This is a genomic window from Vibrio alfacsensis (assembly GCF_019670485.1).
Classification (GTDB): Bacteria; Pseudomonadota; Gammaproteobacteria; order Enterobacterales; family Vibrionaceae; genus Vibrio; species Vibrio alfacsensis.
The window spans coordinates 2,825,100-2,846,900 of sequence record NZ_AP024165.1 but is presented as its reverse complement, the minus strand read 5'-3'; the positions used below and the strand labels follow the sequence as shown (position 1 = coordinate 2,846,900).

The 21,801-nt window shown below is 45.0% G+C and carries 20 protein-coding genes; 16 read left to right on the top strand and 4 right to left on the bottom strand.

Features of this window, described 5'->3' with window-relative positions; translation table 11 throughout:
- Window positions 1–120: 120 nt before the first annotated feature.
- From fkpA to VA249_RS13050, 12 genes are all read left to right on the top strand, one after another.
- The gene (gene fkpA / locus VA249_RS13105; protein ID WP_221068234.1) at window positions 121–903 is read left to right on the top strand and encodes an FKBP-type peptidyl-prolyl cis-trans isomerase; all 783 of its coding nucleotides are present in this window, start codon (window positions 121–123) and stop codon (window positions 901–903) included.
- 145 nt (window positions 904–1,048) lie between these two features.
- Entirely contained in the window at window positions 1,049–1,765 is a 717-nt protein-coding gene (locus tag VA249_RS13100) for a helix-turn-helix transcriptional regulator (RefSeq protein WP_128809995.1), read from the top strand.
- A 2-nt stretch (window positions 1,766–1,767) separates the two neighbouring features.
- Complete coding sequence (tusD, locus tag VA249_RS13095; RefSeq protein WP_221068233.1) at window positions 1,768–2,163, top strand: sulfurtransferase complex subunit TusD; 396 nt, start codon at window positions 1,768–1,770, stop codon at window positions 2,161–2,163.
- Entirely contained in the window at window positions 2,160–2,516 is a 357-nt protein-coding gene (gene tusC / locus VA249_RS13090) for a sulfurtransferase complex subunit TusC (RefSeq protein WP_128809997.1), read from the top strand. Before tusD ends, tusC begins: the two co-directional genes overlap by 4 nt.
- Before the next feature lie 7 nt (window positions 2,517–2,523).
- Window positions 2,524–2,799 (top strand): sulfurtransferase complex subunit TusB, encoded by a 276-nt coding sequence (gene tusB, locus VA249_RS13085; RefSeq protein WP_221068232.1) that lies wholly within the window; start codon window positions 2,524–2,526, stop codon window positions 2,797–2,799.
- Between the two features lie 178 nt (window positions 2,800–2,977).
- Entirely contained in the window at window positions 2,978–3,352 is a 375-nt protein-coding gene (rpsL, locus tag VA249_RS13080) for a 30S ribosomal protein S12 (RefSeq protein WP_004399892.1), read from the top strand.
- A 118-nt stretch (window positions 3,353–3,470) separates the two neighbouring features.
- Window positions 3,471–3,941, top strand: coding sequence for a 30S ribosomal protein S7 (rpsG, locus tag VA249_RS13075; protein WP_045957025.1), 471 nt, complete (start codon window positions 3,471–3,473; stop codon window positions 3,939–3,941).
- Window positions 3,942–4,080: 139 nt separating this feature from the next.
- Complete coding sequence (gene fusA / locus VA249_RS13070) at window positions 4,081–6,180, top strand: elongation factor G (protein WP_211915843.1); 2,100 nt, start codon at window positions 4,081–4,083, stop codon at window positions 6,178–6,180.
- 153 nt (window positions 6,181–6,333) lie between these two features.
- Entirely contained in the window at window positions 6,334–7,518 is a 1,185-nt protein-coding gene (tuf, locus tag VA249_RS13065; RefSeq protein WP_221068231.1) for an elongation factor Tu, read from the top strand.
- 335 nt (window positions 7,519–7,853) lie between these two features.
- Window positions 7,854–8,042: a (2Fe-2S)-binding protein gene (locus VA249_RS13060; protein WP_211915844.1), complete on the top strand. Its 189-nt coding sequence runs from the start codon at window positions 7,854–7,856 to the stop codon at window positions 8,040–8,042.
- A 72-nt stretch (window positions 8,043–8,114) separates the two neighbouring features.
- Window positions 8,115–8,591: a bacterioferritin gene (bfr, locus tag VA249_RS13055; protein ID WP_128810001.1), complete on the top strand. Its 477-nt coding sequence runs from the start codon at window positions 8,115–8,117 to the stop codon at window positions 8,589–8,591.
- Window positions 8,592–8,792: 201 nt separating this feature from the next.
- Window positions 8,793–10,070: a malic enzyme-like NAD(P)-binding protein gene (locus VA249_RS13050; RefSeq protein ID WP_211915845.1), complete on the top strand. Its 1,278-nt coding sequence runs from the start codon at window positions 8,793–8,795 to the stop codon at window positions 10,068–10,070.
- Window positions 10,071–10,180: 110 nt separating this feature from the next.
- On the opposite strand, the gene metJ is transcribed toward VA249_RS13050, so the two are convergent.
- A complete protein-coding gene (gene metJ, locus VA249_RS13045) occupies window positions 10,181–10,501 on the bottom strand; it encodes a met regulon transcriptional regulator MetJ (RefSeq protein ID WP_128810003.1) in 321 nt (106 codons plus the stop codon).
- Between the two features lie 228 nt (window positions 10,502–10,729).
- Here metJ and VA249_RS13040 point away from each other — a divergent pair, with 228 nt between their 5' ends.
- The 3 genes from VA249_RS13040 (at window position 10,730) to metF (ending at window position 15,523) form a co-directional block, all read left to right on the top strand.
- On the top strand, window positions 10,730–11,890 hold the full coding sequence (locus tag VA249_RS13040; protein ID WP_221068230.1) for an O-succinylhomoserine (thiol)-lyase: 1,161 nt from the start codon (window positions 10,730–10,732) through the stop codon (window positions 11,888–11,890).
- Window positions 11,891–11,907: 17 nt separating this feature from the next.
- Entirely contained in the window at window positions 11,908–14,316 is a 2,409-nt protein-coding gene (locus tag VA249_RS13035) for a bifunctional aspartate kinase/homoserine dehydrogenase II (RefSeq protein WP_221068229.1), read from the top strand.
- Between the two features lie 304 nt (window positions 14,317–14,620).
- The gene (metF, locus tag VA249_RS13030) at window positions 14,621–15,523 is read left to right on the top strand and encodes a methylenetetrahydrofolate reductase (RefSeq protein ID WP_221068228.1); all 903 of its coding nucleotides are present in this window, start codon (window positions 14,621–14,623) and stop codon (window positions 15,521–15,523) included.
- Between the two features lie 81 nt (window positions 15,524–15,604).
- On the opposite strand, the gene VA249_RS13025 is transcribed toward metF, so the two are convergent.
- The 3 genes from VA249_RS13025 to argE form a co-directional block, all read right to left on the bottom strand.
- A complete protein-coding gene (locus VA249_RS13025; protein WP_128810007.1) occupies window positions 15,605–16,144 on the bottom strand; it encodes a PadR family transcriptional regulator in 540 nt (179 codons plus the stop codon).
- A gap of 445 nt (window positions 16,145–16,589) precedes the next feature.
- Window positions 16,590–19,223 carry a phosphoenolpyruvate carboxylase gene (ppc, locus tag VA249_RS13020; RefSeq protein WP_128812228.1) on the bottom strand — a complete coding sequence of 878 codons (2,634 nt, stop codon included), beginning with the start codon at window positions 19,221–19,223 and terminating at the stop codon, window positions 16,590–16,592.
- 278 nt (window positions 19,224–19,501) lie between these two features.
- Window positions 19,502–20,638: an acetylornithine deacetylase gene (gene argE, locus VA249_RS13015; RefSeq protein ID WP_128810008.1), complete on the bottom strand. Its 1,137-nt coding sequence runs from the start codon at window positions 20,636–20,638 to the stop codon at window positions 19,502–19,504.
- Window positions 20,639–20,782: 144 nt separating this feature from the next.
- Here argE and argC point away from each other — a divergent pair, with 144 nt between their 5' ends.
- Window positions 20,783–21,787 carry an N-acetyl-gamma-glutamyl-phosphate reductase gene (gene argC / locus VA249_RS13010; RefSeq protein ID WP_221068227.1) on the top strand — a complete coding sequence of 335 codons (1,005 nt, stop codon included), beginning with the start codon at window positions 20,783–20,785 and terminating at the stop codon, window positions 21,785–21,787.
- Window positions 21,788–21,801 lie beyond the last annotated feature (14 nt).

Here is a 21,801-nt window from a genome sequence, read left to right as displayed (position 1 = left end):
ATAATCCAGTTTGTGTCTTGAGACATATAGCTAGTATATTGGTATAACGATTGTCTTCACTAGTCTCATAGAAGATTTGTGCACAACAACCAATGGCGTAGCCATTATTTGGAGAATTTAATGAAATCAGTTTTAAAAGTGTCGCTACTTGCTGCAACAGTAATGCTAGCGGTAGGTTGTCAAAAAGAAGAAACAAAACCAGAAGTGGCACCGCAAGCAGAACAAGTTCAAGCTGAAACTGGCAAAGCGGTTCACTTTAAAACCGACGATGACAAAGCGGCGTACGCAATTGGTGTGTCATTTGCTAACTACCTAAGTGCAAGTATCGAGAAGCCAAGCGAAATCGGTATCAACCTAAACAAAGATCTAGTGCTTAAAGGTATCGAAGACGTATTTAAAGGCAACGCGGCGCTAAACGAAGAAGAAACTCGTGCTGCTCTAGAATCTCTAGATAAGCGTGTTGCAGAAACCATGCAAAAGCAAGCGGCTGAGAAAGCGGCTGAAGCGAAGAAAGCTGGCGATGACTTCCGTGCTGAGTTCGAGAAGCAAGAAGGCGTAGTTAAGACAGAATCTGGTCTTCTATACAAAGTTGAAACGCCAGCTGAAGGCGAGAAACCAAAAGACACGGATACTGTTCAAGTACACTACAAAGGTACATTGATCGACGGTACTCAGTTCGACAGCTCTTACGATCGCGGCGAACCAGCAACGTTCCCACTAAACCGCGTAATCCCTGGTTGGACTGAAGGTGTTCAGCTAATGCCAGTAGGTTCTAAGTTCAAATTCGTTATCCCGCCAGAGCTAGCATACGGTGAGCAAGACACGCCAAGCATTCCTGCTAACTCAACGCTAGTATTTGAAGTAGAACTACTAAAAATCGAGAATGACAACGCAGCTCAATAAGCTCGTCTTTTCTATAAGTAGATGAAAAAAGGTCCGATTTTCGGGCCTTTTTTGTTCTAGGTCACTAGTTGATGAGTTTGCTAGGTTGCCTTTCAAAATTTCTGATAAACTTACACCAATTTGTTGATTTTTCGCTCGAAGACTTATGACAACTACAGAAACAATAAATGCGGAGATGTTGCTCGAAATGGAATCTGTCAACGTGATGCCATTTACAGAGCACGATAAAATCATCTTGAGATCTTATGAAGCAGTCGTAGACGGCATTGCCAGTCTAATCGGCCCATTTTGTGAGATAGTTCTTCACTCTTTAGAAGATCTCAATACCTCTGCAATCAAAATTGCTAACGGTGAGAATACCGGCCGTCAGGTTGGCTCTCCGATTACCGACCTTGCGCTAAGAATGCTGAAAGACATTGAGGGTTCTGAGCGTAACTTCTCACGCTCGTACTTTACTCGTGCGAAAGGCGGTGTACTTATGAAATCCATCACCGTTGCTATTCGTAATGGTGAAAATCGCGTGATTGGGTTGCTGTGTATCAACGTCAACCTTGATGCACCTTTTTCTCAAGTTTTGCAGTCATTTATGCCTACGCAAGAAGCCGAAGAAGCCGCTTCATCGGTTAACTTTGCGAGTGATGTAGAGGAGCTCGTTGACCAAACAGTTGAACGCACGATTGAAGAGATCAATGCTGATAAATCCGTATCGAACAATACCAAAAATCGTCAGATTGTGATGGAGCTATACGATAAAGGCATCTTCGATATCAAAGATGCAATTAACCGTGTTGCAGACCGTTTGAACATCTCAAAACATACCGTTTATCTTTATATTCGTCAGCGTAAGACTGAGGACGAATGAGCGTGAGTAAATTAACTTACACGTTGGTCGTTAATGGCCCTGTGTATGGGCGTCAATCCGCACGCAGTGCCTATCAATTCGCACAGGCGGTCATTGAACAAGGGCACACTCTGGTCAGTGTGTTCTTTTATCAAGATGGCGTCACCAATGGTACGGCATTGAGTGTACCAGCAAACGACGAATTTGATCTCACTAAAGCATGGCAGACATTGGCTCAACAGCATAATATTCGTCTTGAAACTTGTGTGGCAGCAGCGCTTCGTCGAGGCATTATTGGTGAGAGTGAAGCAAACCAACATGGCCTTACTCAAAACAACTTAGCTCATGGTTTTGAACAAGCGGGATTAGGCAGTTTGGCTGAGGCGATGCTTACCCAAGATAGAGTGGTGCAGTTTTGAGTCAGTTAACTTATCTATTTCGTAGTGCCCCCCATGGCAATAGCGCAGGACGAGAAGGGGTTGATGCCCTGTTAGCCGCATCTGCGTACTGTGAAGACATTACGGTATTATTTGTTGGGGATGGTGTTTATCAATTACTGCTAGGTCAGGAACCGAGTGGCATATTGAGTAAAGACTATGCGCCTATGCTTAAGTTGTTTGATTTGTACGATATTGAGCAAGTCTTCGTTTGTTCGGATTCACTTTCAGAGCGAGGTTTGGCTCAAGCCGATTTGGTTATCGCAGCTGAAGCATTAAGTACTGACCAACTCAAAGCTAAATTGCAACAAGCAGGTAAATTGCTGTCATTTTGAGGAAGCCATGTTACACATCATCAAATCCGTAACAGCATTAAACGACGCCACGGCGTTTTACAGCGAACAAGATGCCGTGCTGTTAGTTGAAGATGCCATCTATGCGGCAAATCCTCAACATCAAGCATTCACTTTAGTAAAAGGACCCCTGGTCTATGCTTTACAAAGTGATGTTGAAGCAAGAGGCATGAGTAATCGAATCAGCCCATCGATTGAGGTTGTGAACTACTCAGGCTTTGTTGAATTAACCGTAAAACAAGCCAAATCCTTAACTTGGGATTGACCCTTTTTTCTTGTCTAATGAGGTTTACGGACGAATTGTCTTAATTGAACAAAAAAGATCCGTATATTTCTTGACACACCTCTCACTGCTGCATAGAATTTTGCGTCCCTAACTGCCAAGAGTTGTTAGGGATAGATTTTTCACAAAGCTTACTTTCAAGTAAATCAGGAGCTAGTTAATGGCAACTATTAACCAGTTGGTACGTAAGCCTCGTGCAAAGCAAGTTGTTAAAAGCAACGTGCCTGCACTAGAAGCGTGCCCACAAAAACGTGGTGTATGTACTCGTGTTTACACTACTACACCTAAAAAACCTAACTCAGCACTTCGTAAAGTTTGTCGTGTACGTCTGACAAACGGCTTCGAAGTTACATCGTACATCGGCGGTGAAGGTCACAACCTTCAAGAGCACAGTGTTGTACTAATCCGTGGCGGTCGTGTAAAAGACCTTCCGGGTGTACGTTACCACACTGTTCGCGGTGCACTTGACTGTGCTGGCGTTAACGACCGTAAACAAGGTCGTTCTAAGTACGGTGTGAAGCGTCCTAAGTCTTAATGCCCTTCTTTCTGTAAAGAAGCGTTAAGTAAGGCCAAACACTAAAATTAAATTTTAATTTTTTGAAGAAACTGCAAAGTTTTGGATAACCTGAAGAATAAGACAACGGAGAAATTCCATGCCACGTCGTCGCGTCATTGGTCAGCGTAAGATCCTTCCAGATCCAAAGTTCAAATCTGAACTGCTGGCAAAATTCGTTAACATCCTTATGGTTGACGGTAAAAAATCTACTGCAGAAAAAATCGTTTACACTGCACTAGACACTATGGCTGAGAAATCTGGTAAAGATCACTTAGCTGTATTTGAAGAAGCTCTTGAAAATGTTCGCCCAGCGGTAGAAGTTAAATCTCGCCGTGTAGGTGGTTCAACTTACCAAGTACCAGTAGAAGTACGTCCGGTTCGCCGTAACGCACTTGCTATGCGTTGGTTGGTTGAAGCTGCGCGTAAGCGTGGTGAAAAATCTATGGCTCAACGCCTAGCTGCTGAAATGCTAGACGCGTCTGAGAACAAAGGTACTGCGGTTAAGAAACGTGAAGACGTTCACCGCATGGCTGACGCAAACAAAGCGTTCGCACATTACCGTTGGTAATACCTTTTCAGTGCTGCAAGGTTCCTTGCAGCACTTCTTTAGTTCCTATGCGCATGCTAGGAACTATTGCTATATCTAGGGGATCGCTTTCTCGACATAGCAATAGTCCCTAAGTCTCTAAGTATAAGAGGATTCAACCGTGGCTCGCAAAACTCCTATTGAGCGCTACCGTAATATCGGTATCTGTGCTCACGTTGATGCAGGTAAAACAACTACCACTGAACGTATTCTGTTCTACACTGGTCTTTCTCACAAAATCGGTGAAGTTCACGATGGTGCTGCAACCATGGACTGGATGGAACAAGAGCAAGAACGTGGTATCACAATCACTTCTGCAGCAACAACGACTTTCTGGCGTGGTATGGAAGCCCAATTCCAAGATCACCGCGTAAACATCATTGATACTCCTGGACACGTTGACTTCACGATCGAAGTAGAACGTTCTCTTCGTGTACTTGATGGCGCAGTTGTTGTGTTCTGTGGCTCATCAGGTGTTGAACCTCAGTCTGAAACAGTATGGCGTCAAGCTGACAAATACCATGTTCCACGCATCGTATTTGTAAACAAGATGGACCGCACTGGTGCAGACTTCCTACGCGTTGTAGACCAAATTAAAAACCGTCTTGGTGCGAATCCTGTTCCAATCCAACTTAATGTTGGTGCAGAAGAAGAATTCCAAGGTGTTATTGACCTTATCAAGATGAAAATGATCAACTGGAACGAAGCCGATCAAGGCATGTCTTTCACTTACGAAGACATTCCAGCTGACATGCAAGAACTTGCTGATGAATGGCGCAACAACCTAGTTGAAGCGGCAGCAGAAGCTAGCGAAGAGCTAATGGATAAGTACCTTGAAGAAGGTGAGCTAACAGAGGTTGAAATCAAACAAGCTCTGCGTGCTCGTACACTAAATAACGAAATCGTACTGGCTACTTGTGGTAGTGCGTTTAAGAACAAAGGTGTACAAGCAGTACTAGACGCTGTAATCGAATACTTACCATCACCTGTTGATGTACCTGCAATTAAAGGTATCGACGAAAATGAAAATGAAGTTGAGCGTCATGCCGACGACAACGAACCGTTTTCTGCGCTAGCGTTTAAGATTGCAACTGACCCGTTCGTAGGCACACTGACTTTCATGCGCGTTTACTCTGGTGTTGTAAACACAGGTGACTCTGTTTATAACTCTGTAAAAGAGAAGCGTGAGCGCTTTGGCCGTATTGTTCAAATGCATGCTAACAAGCGTGATGAGGTGAAAGAAATCCGTGCGGGTGATATTGCCGCTGCAATCGGTCTGAAAGACGTAACAACAGGTGACACTCTATGTGACCAGAACCACAAAGTGATTCTAGAGCGCATGGAATTCCCTGAACCAGTTATTCAGATCGCAGTAGAACCTCGCTCAAAGGCTGATCAAGATAAGATGGGCGTTGCTCTAGGTAAACTAGCAGCAGAAGATCCATCTTTCCGCGTGGAAACGGATGACGAAACAGGTCAAACACTGATCTCTGGTATGGGTGAACTTCACCTAGATATCATCGTTGACCGTATGAAGCGTGAATTCAGCGTTGATTGTAACGTTGGTAAACCTCAAGTTGCTTACCGTGAAACCATCCGTGGTACAGCGGAAGTAGAAGGCAAGTTCGTTCGCCAATCTGGCGGTCGCGGTCAGTACGGTCACGTATGGATCAAACTTGAGCCTTCTGAACTGGGTGAAGGTTTTGTCTTTGTTGACGAGATCGTGGGTGGTGCGGTTCCTAAAGAGTACATTAGCTCGGTAGCGAAAGGTATCGAAGAGCAAATGAATAGCGGTGTTCTAGCGGGTTACCCAGTACTAGATATTAAAGCAACGTTGTTCGATGGTTCTTACCACGATGTTGATTCAAGCGAAATGGCATTTAAGATTGCTGGTTCAATGGCCTTTAGAAAAGGTGCTCTTGAAGCAAACCCAGTGATTCTTGAACCAATGATGAAAGTTGAAGTAACCACTCCAGAAGATTGGATGGGTGATGTTGTTGGTGACCTTAACCGTCGCCGCGGCATGATCGAAGGTATGGACGAGGGTGTGGCAGGTCTTAAGATCATCCGTGCTCAAGTACCTCTTTCTGAAATGTTTGGTTACGCAACCGACCTACGTTCAGCAACTCAAGGCCGCGCGTCTTACTCTATGGAGTTCCATGAGTATGCTGAAGTGCCTAAGACATTTGCTGAAGCAATCATGGCTGAACGTGGTTACTAATTTGACGTTTGATCCACAAAAAGTTTAAGACTTTTTGCGTGATCAGGCCGTCCAAATATTGCGCTAACGAGCGTTGGCGCATAAAATAACAATTTCTGGCGCGTTGAGATCAATAATGATCCCAGCGAATCATAACTAGGAAGGAACACGATTGTGTCTAAAGAAAAATTTGAACGCGTAAAACCGCACGTAAACGTTGGTACTATCGGCCACGTTGACCACGGTAAAACAACTCTAACTGCAGCTATCTGTACTACACTTGCAAAAGTATACGGCGGTGCTGCTCGTGACTTCGCATCTATCGATAACGCTCCAGAAGAGCGTGAGCGCGGTATCACAATCTCTACTTCTCACGTAGAGTACGACACTCCAACTCGCCACTACGCACACGTAGACTGTCCAGGACACGCGGATTATGTTAAAAACATGATCACTGGTGCTGCACAGATGGACGGTGGTATCCTAGTTGTTGCTGCAACAGATGGCCCAATGCCACAAACTCGTGAGCACATCCTACTAGGCCGTCAGGTTGGTATCCCTTACATCATCGTATTCATGAACAAATGTGACATGGTTGACGATGAAGAGCTACTAGAACTAGTAGAAATGGAAGTTCGTGAACTTCTATCTGAGTACGATTTCCCAGGTGATGACCTACCAGTTATCCAAGGTTCTGCACTAGGCGCACTAAACGGCGAAGAGCAGTGGGAAGCGAAAATCGTTGAACTAGCAGAAGCTCTAGATACATACATCCCTGAGCCAGAGCGTGCAGTAGATATGCCATTCCTAATGCCTATCGAAGACGTATTCTCTATCCAAGGTCGTGGTACAGTAGTTACTGGTCGTATCGAGCGCGGTATCCTAAACGTAGGTGACGAAGTTGCTATCGTTGGTATCAAAGACACTACTACAACTACATGTACTGGTGTTGAAATGTTCCGTAAGCTTCTAGACGAAGGTCGTGCTGGTGAGAACGTTGGTGCACTTCTACGTGGTACTAAGCGTGATGACGTTGAACGTGGTCAAGTACTAGCTAAGCCTGGTTCAATCACTCCACACACTAAGTTCGAGTCAGAAGTATACGTACTTTCTAAAGATGAAGGTGGTCGTCACACTCCATTCTTCAAAGGCTACCGTCCACAGTTCTACTTCCGTACAACTGACGTAACTGGTGATATCTCTCTACCAGAAGGCGTAGAAATGGTAATGCCTGGCGACAACATCCAAATGATCGTTGAGCTAATCGCTCCAATCGCAATGGATGAAGGCCTACGTTTCGCTATCCGTGAAGGTGGCCGTACAGTAGGTGCTGGTGTTGTTGCTAAGATCTTCGCTTAATTCTTAACGAATTAAACGAACTCTTGCACTCTTCTTCTTTTTGAAGAAAGCGCTAGAAAAAGGGAAGCTAAGGCTTCCCTTTTTTGTACCTACTATTCCTATTCTTAATATGGTTATAAGCCATTTTTTTCTTGTGATGTTTTTTGCTATTGAAAACATCCCCTTAGTTTTACTGCCTTTCCTCTTTTTTTACATTACCTGCTAAGTCATTGAAAGTTCATTAAACGCTCAAAATTGATATAACAAAACGTTCTGTAACCCCTATTAATACAACTGGTAACAAGAACGATTATTGTTTATATTTCATTCCAAGGTAGAATTTAGGGGTTTTGAATATGTACGTTTGTCTTTGTCATGGTGTATCTGACAAGAAAATTAGGAAGTTGGCGATAGATGAGGGCATAACGGACATTCGAGGAATTAAAAGATGCACTGCTTTAGGAAGTCAATGCGGTAAGTGCATTAAACAAGCGAAAGAAATTTTAGCAGAAACAGAATATCTAGTGCTGAAACAAGTTAGCTAATGACACGCTTCATTTTTGACACCTTCTCATTTGCTTCTACAGTTATATGAAGCCAAAGAGGAGGGCTTTGTCATGAAAGGCGATCCAATCATAATTCAACATCTCAATAAAGTGCTCGGTAATGAGCTCATCGCAATAAACCAATATTTTCTTCACGCCCGCATGTATAAAGATTGGGGGTTGAAACACCTAGCTGAAAAGGAATACCACGAGTCTATCGATGAAATGAAGCATGCCGATCATTTAATTGAACGCATTCTATTTCTGGAGGGGCTTCCTAACCTTCAAGATCTTGGCAAGCTGATGATAGGTGAAGACACTCCAGAGATGCTTGAGTGTGACTTGAAGTTAGAAATGGCGGCTATCCCCGATTTAAAAGATGCGATCGCTTATGCGGAAGATATTCGTGATTATGTTTCTCGAGATTTGTTCCAAGATATTCTTGAAGATGAAGAAGAGCATGTTGATTGGTTAGAAACTCAGCTTGGCCTTATCGAGATGTCTGGCATCGAAAATTACCTCCAAGCGCAGTATGTTGATGAAGAGTAGTGGCGCTTTACTTTTGATTCATTAAATCCCCAAATGACACCTGTTTTATTAATCAGGTGTCACTTCTAAGTATCTGGTCTTATCTCTACTAGTTTGCTCTTTTTTAAAGATATAGGTCGCAATCTTGCCTATGAAGATTGATTTCTATACATTAATATTTACTCCCCCTTACCGAAACAATAACAAAAGAGAAACAGATACATGTCTGAAGAGCATCGCCAAGAACTCACCCCAGAAGAAGAACGTCGCCAACAAGCATTGGATTACCATGCCTACCCAACGCCAGGAAAAATTGCTGTAGAGCTGACTAAACCAGCGGAAACCGCTAACGATCTTGCGCTTGCATACAGTCCTGGTGTCGCGGAACCTGTACGTGAAATCGCGCAGAATGCTGACAATGTGTACAAATACACAGCGAAAGGTAACATGGTTGCTGTTATTTCCAACGGTACGGCGATTCTTGGTTTGGGTAATCTTGGCCCTCTGGCTTCTAAACCAGTAATGGAAGGTAAAGCGCTGCTGTTTAAACGTTTTGCTGGTCTAGATTCAATTGATATCGAAGTAAAGCACCGTACGATCGACGAATTTGTCGACACAGTAGCAAACATTGCTGACACTTTCGGTGGTATCAACCTTGAAGATATCAAGGCTCCAGATTGTTTTGAGATTGAAAAGCGTCTTATTGAACGTTGTGACGTACCGGTATTCCACGATGACCAACACGGTACGGCAATTGTTACCGCTGCGGGTATGTTAAATGCGATTGAACTGCAGGGTAAAAAGCTAGAAGAAGCCACGATTGTGTGCCTTGGTGCTGGTGCGGCAGCTGTGGCATGCATGGAGCTGTTGATCAAATGTGGTGCCATGCGTGAAAAAATCTACATGTTGGATCGCAAAGGGGTGATCCATACGCGTCGCGACGATTTGAATGAATACAAACAGCTATTCGCGAATAACACGGATAAACGCACGCTTGAAGATGTTATTGATGGGGCGGATCTATTTTTAGGGGTATCGGGTCCAAACTTACTACCAGCAGAAGCGTTGAAACTGATGGCCGATAAGCCAGTCGTATTCGCTTGCTCGAACCCTGATCCTGAAATCAAACCAGAGATCGCTCATGAAGTGCGTGATGACTTGATCATGGGGACTGGCCGTAGTGATTACCCGAACCAAGTAAACAACGTACTGTGTTTCCCATTCATCTTCCGAGGTGCTTTGGATGTACGTGCGAGTGAGATTAACGATGAAATGAAGTTAGCGGCGGTGGATGCAATTCGAGAGTTGGCGAAAGAACCAGTGCCAGAAGCGGTATTAAAAGCCGCAGGTGTTGATAAGCTCGAATTTGGCAACGACTACATCATTCCAAAACCAATGGATCCACGTCTATTGCCACGAGTGGCGAAAGCGGTTGCTAAAGCGGCAGTCAATTCAGGTGTTGCTCGTATTGAAATGCCAGAAAACTACATGGCTGAATAAATCGCAGAGTGATGATCTAGATAAAAAAAGGGACGCATTGGCGTCCCTTTTTGGTTTTGTTGAAGCACCCCCCCGGCGTTACTTCCAAACGATGACGAATTTGTAAGCAATTATTCTTCGTCAAACGCTTCGAATTCAATGCCCATTGCAGTCATCAGCGCTTTTGCTTCAGCCGGAATATCATCAGGGCGGTCTTTACGAAGGTCTTCATCCGTTGGCAGTGGTTGACCTGTGTAAGCATGTAGAAATGCTTCACACAGAAGTTCACTGTTAGTTGCATGGCGTAAGTTATTGATCTGGCGGCGAGTTCGCTCATCAGTCAGTACTTTTAAAACTTTTAGCGGGATAGAGACGGTAATCTTTTTTACTTGTTCGCTTTTTTTACCGTGCTCAGCATATGGGCTAATGTATTCGCCATTCCAGTCAGCCATTGCGCACCTTCATTAATGTAATAAGTTGGAAAATTAAATGTAGGTGCGATTTTAGCTGCATTTACCGCCATAAGCAAAGACATATAGACGTCTAGAAGTGTTGACGTCTTGTTTTTAGGCAAGTAAAGTGACGTTAATAGTTAGGGAAGAGTGTTAATCAATTGAGCAATATGAGTTAGATATAGCGCATTCCCGTTTAGATGTCACCACCCGTGAAAGGATACACTCATGAGCACCCGTAAGCCTGCGACCATTGCTGTACGCACAGGTATCGAATCAGACAGTCAATATCACGCTGTCGTACCACCAATTTACCTTTCAACTAACTATGGCTTCCCGGCATTTGGTGAAGTCCCTCAATACGATTACACCCGTTCAGGTAACCCAAACCGAGGCTTGTTAGAGAAAGCATTGTATGAGCTTGAATCAGGTAAAGGTGCAGTGGTGACCAACTGTGGAACGTCTGCGTTAAACCTTTGGGTTTCGGCGTTTCTTGGTCCAAACGATCTCATTGTTGCACCACACGATTGCTACGGCGGCACCTACCGTTTATTCAACACCCGAGCAAATAAAGGCGACTTTAAGGTTCAGTTTGTTGATCAATCCGATCAGCAAGCACTGGATGCTGCGATGGCGAAAAAGCCAAAGCTCATCCTGCTAGAAACGCCATCAAACCCTCTAGTTCGCGTTGTTGATATCGCGGCAGTGTGTGAGAAAGCGAAACAAGTTGGTGCGTTAGTGGCCGTGGACAATACCTTTTTGACACCCGTATATCAAAAGCCTTTAGAGCTAGGTGCCGATTTTGTTATCCACTCAACAACTAAATACATTAATGGTCATTCTGACGTGATTGGCGGTGTGGTGATCACCAAGAGCGAAGAGCACGCTGAAGAGTTGGCATGGTGGGGTAACTGTATTGGTGCAACGGGTACACCATTTGATAGTTACATGACTCTGCGAGGAATTCGCACTCTGGGTGCACGAATGCGAGTTCACGAAGAAAGTTCTCAGGAAGTGTTAGCGTATCTTCAAACGCAATCCTTAGTCGCCAAGATCTATCACCCAAGTTTGCCTGAACACCCGGGTCATGATATTGCGAAGAAACAACAATCAGGTTTCGGCTCGATGCTCAGCTTTGAGTTTGCAGGGTCATTTGAACAATTAAAAGTGTTCGTTAAAGAGCTTGACCTGTTCTCCCTTGCTGAGTCGTTAGGTGGTGTAGAAAGCTTGATTTGTCACCCAGCTTCAATGACGCATCGTGCGATGGGTGACGTTGCATTGGCAGAGGCTGGAGTATCTCAACAATTATTGCGTTTATCTGTTGGTCTGGAAGATGCACAAGATCTGATTTCTGATCTTGAACAAGCATTCACGAAAGCAGCACAGTAACGGGGAGTATAACGATCATGAGTGTACAACGTCAGCTGCATAAATTTGGTGGCAGCAGCTTAGCGAACTCCGAGTGTTACCAACGTGTGGCCAGTATTCTTAGAGAATATTCAGCAGAAAATGATCTCGTTGTGGTGTCTGCTGCGGGAAAAACGACGAATCGATTAATAGAGTTTTTGGATGGCTTAGAAAAAGATGGTCGCCTTGCTCATGAAGCTTTGCACAGCTTACGACAGTTTCAAATCGAATTGGTTGAGACTCTTCTGACGGGGGATATTAAGAGTGAATTACTCGCCTCGTTACAGGATGAATTCAGTACGCTAGCCGAATTGGTTGCCCCGTTAACAGAGCCGCAAAAGGCAGCGGTGTTAGGTCATGGTGAAGTGTGGTCTTCTCGCTTGCTGGCTGCATTGCTGTCACAGCAAGATTTACCCGCTGTTGCGCAAGATGCGCGGCTGTTTTTACGCGCAGAATCTGGGATACAACCAGAGGTCGATCGTGCCCGCTCTTACCCGTTAATTAAAGAAGTACTAGCGCAACATAATCATAAACGAGTCATTATCACAGGCTTTATGGCCCAAAACTATGCGGGCGAAACGGTGTTACTTGGCCGCAATGGATCAGATTACTCAGCGACAGTGATAGGAGCGTTAGCTGGAGTGAGCACGGTCACTATCTGGAGTGATGTCGCTGGCGTTTATAGTGCGGATCCTCGACTAGTATCGGATGCTTGTTTATTGCCATTGTTACGTTTGGATGAAGCCAGTGAGCTTGCGCGCTTGGCAGCGCCAGTGCTTCATAGCAGAACACTTCAGCCCGTGGCTCAGAGTGCGATGGATTTGAACCTCAAATGTAGCTATCAGCCAGAATCGGGATCAACTCGTATTGAACGCGTATTAGCTTCGGGTCGTGGTGCTAAAATCATTACTTCTTTAGATGACGTACTTTTAGTTCAACTGTCGTTCTTTCATGGGCATGATTTTTCACGTGCTCAAAAAGGTGTATTGCAGGCGTTAAAACGAGCGCAGTTAGAACCTCTCGCATTTGAAGTGCAAGATGATAAGCAAGTTCTGCGTTTGGCTTATACCGCTGAAATCGCAGCTGGTGCACTAGAGTATTTACAGGACCTGGCGGTTGAAGCGGAAATCAAACTAAAAGAGGGCTATTCGCTTCTTGCTGCAGTGGGTGCAGGTGTGACAAAAAATGCTCATCACTGCTTTGGTTTTTTCCAACAATTAAAGCACTCTCCGGTGGAATTTTTCTCGGAAACGGAATCAGGCTTGAGTCTCGTGGCGGTCTTGCGCCGATCAGAAGTGGAGAGCATAGTACCAAGCATTCATAATCAGTTGTTCCAAGCTCAAAAGCGTGTCGCTGTTGCGCTTTGTGGAAAAGGAAACATAGGTTCGAGTTGGTTATCACTTTTTGCTGTTCAAAAAAATGAGTTGGAAAAACGGCATGGGATGAACTTCGAATTGGTTGCGGTGATTGATAGCCAAGCCTATTGGTTTGATGATCAAGGGATTGATGTTGAGAGAGTGTTGTCGCGGTTTGATGAAGAAAGCACCGAAAATGACGGCAGTTGGTTAACCCAACTGGGCGCTCTACAAAATTATGATGAAGCCGTAGTGCTCGATGTGACAGCAAGTAAAGCACTTGCAGAGCGCTATGTGGACATTGCTCAACAAGGCATTCATCTTATTTCTGCGAATAAGGTTGCGGGTTCTGCAAGCAGTGAATACTACCATCAAGTTCAAGATGCTTTTGCTAAGATTGGACGTCACTGGTTTTATAACGCAACGGTTGGAGCCGGATTACCAATCAATCATACCGTGCGTGATTTACGTGAAAGTGGGGATGAAATTGTCGCAGTATCGGGTATTTTTTCTGGTACCTTGTCATGGTTGTTCCAACAGTTTGATGGTTCAGTACCTTTTAGCGAGTTAGTCGACTTAGCATGGCAGCAAGGTCTTACAGAGCCAGACCCTCGTTCTGATTTAGATGGCTCGGATGTGATGCGCAAGCTAGTCATCTTAGCGCGAGAGTCAGGGCTGGACATTGAACCTGAAAGCGTCAAGGTTGAGTCACTGGTCCCAGAATCGCTACGTGAATTGAGCTTAGATACTTTCTTTGACCAAGGGGACGTGCTGAGTGAGATTCTCCAAGAGCGTCTGAATAAGGCGCAGAAGAATGACCAAGTACTTCGTTATGTTGCTCGTTTAGAGCGTAATGGAAAAGCGACGGTTGGCGTAGAAGCACTGTCTCGTGAACATGCGTTGGCTAATCTTCTGCCCTGTGACAATATCTTCGCGATTGAAAGTAAATGGTATAAAGACAACCCTTTGGTGATACGTGGTCCAGGAGCGGGACGAGATGTCACCGCGGGTGCAATTCAATCCGATCTCAACCGCTTAGCTGGGCTTTTCTAGCTGTATTGTTTAACGGTTCAGTACTAAACATAGTGTTTTGAATAGACAGCGGTAAGCGGTGATGAAAACCTCGGTTCGATGCCGAGGTTTTTTATTGCTAGGTGTGCATGATATGAATGTAAAAAGAAAGCTCAGAAAGCCGTTGAATTGGAACTTGAGCTGCTCTCATTGTTAACTTGAGAAAAATTCATAGTCACGAGGTTGACATTAAATCGTATTCAATACATCCTGGAGACATATAGACGTCTAAACGTCGATTTAAGGAATTTTGATTTCGTGGTGGAGTTACCACAGGGAGAGTAAGATGGGATACACGCATGCAGGCCATATCGACGCCTTAAACCAAAATATCGCTGAACTATCAGACAATATCAACGTCTCATTTGAGTTTTTTCCACCAAGCAGCGAAAAGATGGAGGAGACACTATGGAACTCAGTACACCGTCTAAAAACGCTTAACCCTAAGTTCGTTTCAGTCACCTACGGTGCAAACTCTGGTGAACGAGATAGAACGCACTCCATCATCAAAGAAATCAAAGCAGAAACCGGTTTAGTTGCTGCGCCACACTTAACTTGCATCGATGCAACTCGTGACGAACTGATCAACATTGCAGATGATTACTGGAATAACGGGATTAAAAATATCGTTGCTCTGCGTGGTGATATCCCACCAGGTGGCGGCGCACCAGATATGTACGCATCGGACTTGGTAGAATTGCTTAAAGCACGCCATGATTTTGATATCTCTGTGGCGGCGTTCCCAGAAGTACACCCAGAAGCGAAGAGTGCGCAATCAGATTTGCTTAACCTAAAGCGTAAAGTAGATGCAGGAGCCAACCGTGCGATCACTCAGTTTTTCTTTGATGTCGAGTCTTACCTGCGTTTCCGCGACCGCTGTGTGGCGGCTGGTATCGATGTGGAAATTGTCCCAGGTATTTTGCCAGTATCGAATTTTAAACAAGCGTCACGCTTTGCCGCACAGAACAACGTGAAAGTGCCAGGCTGGATGAGTAAGCAATTCGAGGGATTGGATGATGATCCTGTGACACGTCAGCTGGTTGGGGCTAGTCAAGCGATTGATATGGTGCGTGTACTCAGTCGTGAGGGTGTGAAAGACTTCCATTTCTATACGCTCAACCGCGCAGAGATGACTTACGCACTTTGCCATACGTTAGGTGTGCGCCCACAAGTGGCGGTAGGTGCGTAATTTCCATTCCCCAAGATAAACAAAAGAAAAGGCTTACCCATCGGTAAGCCTTTTTCATTTCAATTTAAGTAATGGTGTAAATTAACCAATCACTTCAAGTTCAGTTAAAACTTCTTCAGCCCAATTGATCCATGCTTCACGCAGCATCAGGTTACGACGAAGAGTCAGGCGCTCTAGGCGAGCTTGTTTATCGAGTGTTGATGGGGTTGCGTAGTAAGCGGCTTCGATTTCTTTGTAGTGAGAAACCAATTTGCGCGATTCATCAACGAGTTCAGACAGTTGGTCGCGGAAAGGTGCTGCTGGTTGTACTGCGCAAGCAATAAGTTTTGCTGAAAATTCATCACGAACGGTTGGATGTGCCGTCGGTTGATCGAACCACTCACCTAATGCACTACGTCCAGCGTCGGTAATTGAATATACCTTACGATCAGGTTTACCTTCTTGAGGTTCTAGTACGCAAGTAACCAGCGCTTTTTCCGCCATTTTATTAAGTTCACGATAAACTTGTTGGTGGCTTGCTTTCCAGAAGTAACCGATGCTAGCTGAGAATTCTTTAGTGATGTCGTAACCGGTTGCGTCGCGAGTGCTAAGTACGGTTAAGATTACGTGTGGTAATGACATGTCTTCAATCCAAATGGTCAATAAACTTGTAAACAAACTACGTATACTTGAGTGCTCTTTTTGGCACTTAATCATTGATATGTATAGGTAGCACCGAACAATGTTAGTAATAAAACAATGTTGGTAATGTCACCTTGAAAGCCGTTTATCACCTAGAATGATGGTTGAGCCATCATCACGCTGGAGCTTATTGGGTTGGAATTATCTGCTCTCAGCGAAAGAGTAGTATATAAATAATAAGCATAAAGTGGAATAGTAGGAAAAAAAACGGGCAAAAAACTAATAAAAAACTCAATAGCCCTCGGTGGTAGTTATTTATTTTGTTAGGTGCGGTTTTTTTGCTTTTTTAATGGAGCATTAAGCTAGGGTAGTGTCGTACATAGTGAAAATGATTGTACGGTAAGGCGAGGGCGGAGCATCCGCTCAGCCCTCAGATTGAACAAGATTAACCGGTATTACGCATGCCTGCAGCGATACCTGCGATCGTTACCATCAGCGCTTCTTCTAAGTTAGCAGAAGCTTCTTCTGTTTGACGGGTACGGTATAAAAGCTCGGCTTGAAGCATATTCAAAGGCTCAACGTAGATGTTACGCAAACGAATCGATTCAAGGCCCCACGGGTCGCTTTGCATCAGGTTCTCGTTGTTCTCTACGTTCAGTACGGACTTAATGTCTTGTTGAAGTTGATCGCGCAGACGATCGCCCAATGGTTGCAGTTGCTCATCAACGAGGCGTTGATCATAGTAGCGAGAGATATCCATGTTGCACTTGGTGTAAACCATCTCAAGCATACCGAGGCGAGTCGAGAAGAACGGCCATTCGCGGCACATTTCTTCTAGCAGTGCTTGATGGCCTTTGTTTACAGAGTACTGAATAGCCTCACCCGCGCCGAGCCACGCTGGCAGTACCAAACGGTTTTGACTCCAAGAGAAGATCCAAGGAATGGCACGTAAACTTTCTACACCGCCGTTCGGGTTACGTTTTGCAGGGCGAGAACCTAGAGGCAGTTTACCTAGCTCCAACTCCGGTGTTGCTTGACGGAAGTAAGGGACGAAGTCTGGCTCCCCACGAACGATGCTACGGTAGGCTTCACAGCTGACCTCCGACAGCACATCCATTAGGTCGCGCCATTCTTGTTTTGGTTCTGGTGGTGGCAATAGGTTTGCCTCCAGAATCGCACTTGAATATAGGTTGAAGCTGTTTACTGCAACGTCTGGTAGACCAAGTTTAAAGCGAATCATTTCGCCTTGCTCTGTGACGCGCAAACCACCTTTCAAGCTCTTCGGTGGTTGAGACAGCAGTGCTGCATGAGCAGGCGCACCACCACGACCAATCGTACCACCACGGCCGTGGAATAGTGTCAGCTCAACCCCTTCTTCTTCAGCAACCTTAACCAGTGAATCCATTGCATGGTATTGGGCCCAACCCGCCGACATGACACCAGCATCTTTTGCTGAATCAGAGTAACCGATCATCACCATCTGGTGGTTTTGGATAAAGCCACGGTATAGGTCGATGCCCATTAGCTGTTTGATGACGGCTTCCGCATTGTTTAAGTCGTCTAGCGTTTCGAACAATGGACACACGTCCATGCGGTAAGGACAGCCGGCTTCTTGCAACAGTAAATGCACAGCCAGTACGTCAGACGCGGTACGCGCCATTGAGATAACGTAAGCACCAAATGCATCACGTGGTTGTGCTGCGATGATCTTACAGGTATCTAATACTTCTTTTACAGGCTCTGATGGTTCCCAGTCGCGAGGCAGAAGCGGGCGTTTAGATGCTAGTTCGTTGGTTAAGAAAGCAATCTTATCTTGCTCACTCCACTGCTCGTAATCACCAATGCCTAGGTAACGAGTTAGCTCAGAAAGGACGTCAGCGTGGCGGGTGCTTTCTTGACGGATATCCAAGCGAACAAGGTGAACACCAAACGCTTTGACACGGCGTAATGTGTCTAATAGTGAGCCATTCGCAATGACGCTCATGCCACATTCTGTTAGGGACTGGTAACACGCATAAAGAGGTTCCCAAAGTTGCTCTACTTTTTGTAGCGGCGCTTTCACTGCCAATTTTTGGCCGTTAATTTTTGCGTCGAGAATGTCTTTGGTTTCGTTTAGTAGTGAGCGTACTTGTTTTAGGATTGCACGGTATGGTTCATGCTCATCGTCCCCAGCAAGTTCACGGACTTTGTCATTACAAACCGTCATTGACAGTTCGCTGATCAACTCATTGATGTCATTTAGATACAAGTCGGCAGCTTTCCAGCGAGACAGAAGTAGTACTTCACGAGTCACGCTATGAGTCACGAACGGGTTACCGTCTCGGTCACCGCCCATCCAAGAGGAAAAATGCACCGGGCGAGCATCAATAGGCAGGCCTTCGCCTAGGTAAGATTTTAGTCGATCATTCATTTCTCGAAGGAAATCAGGCACGGCTTCCCATAGTGAATTTTCAACAACGGCAAAGCCCCATTTAGCCTCATCAAGAGGTGTTGGGCGTTGCTGGCGGATCACATCGGAATGCCAACTTTGAACGATCAATTGTTCTAGGCGACGTTCGGTTTTCTTGCGCTCTTTTAATGATAGGTCGCTAAGTTCAAGCTTGGATAGACACTCGTTGATCTTCACTAGCTTGTTGATCATAGTGCGACGGGTGATTTCAGTAGGGTGTGCGGTGAGTACCAATTCGATATTTAATTCACGAATGGCCTGTGCAGTATCTAGTTTACTGACATCGCTTTGCTCCAATTTAGAGAAAAGCGTGTTAATCGCATCAGGTTCGCAGATGTGCTCATCACAATGGCGTGAAATCGTATGGTATTGCTCAGCGATATTCGTCAGGTTTAGAAATTGGTTGAACGCACGTGTTACTGGCGTCAATTGCTCATCTGGTAGGCTTTTGATTTCTTCAATTAAGCTGTCTCTGTCACCTTGATTTCCAGCTTGAGCCGATTTGGATAATTTACGAATGGTCTCCACTTTCTCGAATATCTCTTCGCCATGGGCATCGCGAATCGTGTTGCCGAGTAAGTGGCCCAGCATGCGCACATTGCTTTTGAGTGCGGCGTATTTTTCGTTCATTGTCATCCTGCCTCGTAAAAAAACTACATCCATTGTCCTTGTTGAGACTCCAATCTAGCGAAAAGCACCAGTTGTAGTCAAATAAAGCCGAGTAACTTTGTAATTATTCCGTCTCTATCCTGATTTAGAGCAAAATTACGTTAGCTAGTTGAAGCTAAGTGAAAATAAATTACAAAATAGCGTGTAAAAAGAGGGATATAGCGTGCTAGAAAGTTGAGGTAACGAAAAGATAAATGCAGCTCGAAGGAGCTGCATGGAGAAGATTATTCAAAATGCGACTAACAACAATATTTGACCATGGCGCGGGACAACACATCAATGGTTGGGTCGATAAAGTCGAATGATAAAAACTCATCTGGCTGGTGGGCTTGATCGATAGAGCCTGGGCCAAGTACTAACGTTGGGCATAATTGCTGTAGAAAAGGCGCTTCTGTGCAGTAGTTGACGGTTTCCGAGCTTGTTTGGCAGATCTCTTCCACACCGCCGATGAATGGGTGATCATGTTGACACTCGTAACCTGGGATAGGTTCATGCAGAGGAATGATTTCGATGCGTCCAGGCCATTTCGCCTCTACTTCTTTCAATGCGTTACGCAGCATGTTCTCTAAGCCGTCAAGGCTAATACCAGGAAGAGGGCGAACATCGTAGTGCAGTTCACAGCAACCACAAATGCGGTTTGCGCTGTCGCCACCATGAATATGACCCAGGTTTAGGGTAGGGCTTGGAATGGCAAAACCCGGATGGTGATATTCTTTTACTAGCTTGTCGCGCAGTTGCATCATTGCGAACATGACTTCATGCATGATCTCAATCGCATTGACGCCTAAAGCAGGATCGGATGAGTGACCAGATTTACCCGTTACTCGAATGGCATTTGCTACGTGTCCTTTGTGACCACGAATCGGTACTAGGCTGGTGGGTTCACCAATGATGCAGTAATCCGGCTTAAAAGGCGCACTCTCAGTGAAATGACGCGCACCCAGCATGGTGGTTTCTTCATCACAGGTTGCTAATACGTAAAGTGGTTTGGTCTGTTTACTCCAATCGACTTTCTTTACCGCTTCATAAATAAACGCAAAGAAGCCTTTCATATCGGCCGTACCCAAACCGTAAAAGCGGTTGTCTTTCTCGGTCAGCTTATGTGGATCAAAACTCCAGCGTCCTTCATCAAATGGCACGGTATCGCTGTGACCTGCCAGAAGTAGACCGCCTTCACCTTCGCCCATACGTGCGATCATATTGTGTTTGCCTGGTTCCACTTCGATTACTTCAACGCTGAAGCCAAGATCTTTAAACCAAGAAGCTAGCTTCTCGATCACTTTGGCATTGCCTTGATCCCAGCTTGGATCGGTTGAGCTGATCGAAGAGGTGCTGATCAGTCCTTCATAGACCTCTAGAAAACTTGGTAATTGCATGGATTCTTCCATTCTCCTATTGACAGACAGAGCACAAAAATGTAAAACACATATTAAATCATATTTAATGAATAAAAAATCAAAATAAAGCAAAATTTAAATATGAATAGTCATTTTCAGCTTTAAGTATATGGATGTCATGTAATGCTAAAAACCACGATTATCGGAGCCAGCGGCTACACCGGCGCAGAGCTGGCTTTAATGGTCAATAAACACCCTGAACTCACGCTATCAGGTTTATACGTTTCCGCCAATAGCGTAGATGCAGGAAAGAATATTGCGCAGTTGCACGGTAAGCTGGCAGGGGTGATTGATATGCCAGTATTGCCACTGACCGACCCTAAGCAAGTCGCTCAAGGTTCTGATGTAATCTTTTTGGCAACGGCACATGAAGTGAGCCACGACTTAGCGCCCATTTTCTTAGAAGCGGGCTGTCAGGTGTTCGATTTATCGGGCGCATTTCGTGTTAAGAGCGAGCATTTCTATGACACCTTTTATGGCTTCGAACATCAATATAACAACTGGCTAGATAAAGCAGCGTACGGCTTAGCAGAGTGGAACCAAGAACCGATAAAAACCACTCCATTGATTGCAGTAGCAGGTTGCTACCCAACCGCTTCACAGCTCGCAATCAAACCTTTATTAGAACAGGCATTACTGGATACCAACCAATGGCCTGTGATCAACGCAACCAGCGGTGTATCAGGTGCTGGGCGCAAAGCCTCTATGGTTAACAGTTTCTGCGAAGTGAGCCTGCAACCTTATAGTGTCTTTAATCATCGTCATCAACCAGAGATTGCTCAGCACTTGGGGTGCGATGTGATTTTCACGCCACACCTAGGCAACTTTAAGCGCGGTATTCTTGCCACGATCACGATGAAGTTGGCACAAGGCGTGACGGAAGCACAAGTGGCACAAGCGTTTGAACAAGCTTATCAAGGCAAGCCAGCGGTTCGTCTTAAAGGCGATGGTATTCCACGTATTCAGGATGTCGAAAATACCCCTTTCTGCGATATTGGCTGGAAGGTACAAGGCGAACACATCATTGTGATTTCGGCGATCGACAACCTACTTAAAGGTGCATCGAGTCAAGCGATGCAATGTCTCAATATTCATTACGGTTACCCAGAACTGACAGCGTTGCTGTAGTCGTTGAAAGAGGG

Excerpts from the sequence above, each read along its gene's own strand:
- argE (WP_128810008.1), bottom strand. The coding sequence starts at position 20,638 with ATGCAATTACCAAGTTTTCTAGAGGTCTATGAAGGACTGATCAGCACC.
- bfr (WP_128810001.1), top strand. The coding sequence starts at position 8,115 with ATGAAAGGCGATCCAATCATAATTCAACATCTCAATAAAGTGCTCGGT.
- ppc (WP_128812228.1), bottom strand. The coding sequence starts at position 19,223 with ATGAACGAAAAATACGCCGCACTCAAAAGCAATGTGCGCATGCTGGGC.
- VA249_RS13040 (WP_221068230.1), top strand. The coding sequence starts at position 10,730 with ATGAGCACCCGTAAGCCTGCGACCATTGCTGTACGCACAGGTATCGAA.
- VA249_RS13060 (WP_211915844.1), top strand. The coding sequence starts at position 7,854 with ATGTACGTTTGTCTTTGTCATGGTGTATCTGACAAGAAAATTAGGAAG.
- VA249_RS13025 (WP_128810007.1), bottom strand. The coding sequence starts at position 16,144 with ATGTCATTACCACACGTAATCTTAACCGTACTTAGCACTCGCGACGCA.
- rpsL (WP_004399892.1), top strand. The coding sequence starts at position 2,978 with ATGGCAACTATTAACCAGTTGGTACGTAAGCCTCGTGCAAAGCAAGTT.
- VA249_RS13050 (WP_211915845.1), top strand. The coding sequence starts at position 8,793 with ATGTCTGAAGAGCATCGCCAAGAACTCACCCCAGAAGAAGAACGTCGC.
- rpsG (WP_045957025.1), top strand. The coding sequence starts at position 3,471 with ATGCCACGTCGTCGCGTCATTGGTCAGCGTAAGATCCTTCCAGATCCA.
- metJ (WP_128810003.1), bottom strand. The coding sequence starts at position 10,501 with ATGGCTGACTGGAATGGCGAATACATTAGCCCATATGCTGAGCACGGT.
- fkpA (WP_221068234.1), top strand. The coding sequence starts at position 121 with ATGAAATCAGTTTTAAAAGTGTCGCTACTTGCTGCAACAGTAATGCTA.
- tusB (WP_221068232.1), top strand. The coding sequence starts at position 2,524 with ATGTTACACATCATCAAATCCGTAACAGCATTAAACGACGCCACGGCG.
- VA249_RS13100 (WP_128809995.1), top strand. The coding sequence starts at position 1,049 with ATGACAACTACAGAAACAATAAATGCGGAGATGTTGCTCGAAATGGAA.
- argC (WP_221068227.1), top strand. The coding sequence starts at position 20,783 with ATGCTAAAAACCACGATTATCGGAGCCAGCGGCTACACCGGCGCAGAG.
- metF (WP_221068228.1), top strand. The coding sequence starts at position 14,621 with ATGGGATACACGCATGCAGGCCATATCGACGCCTTAAACCAAAATATC.
- VA249_RS13035 (WP_221068229.1), top strand. The coding sequence starts at position 11,908 with ATGAGTGTACAACGTCAGCTGCATAAATTTGGTGGCAGCAGCTTAGCG.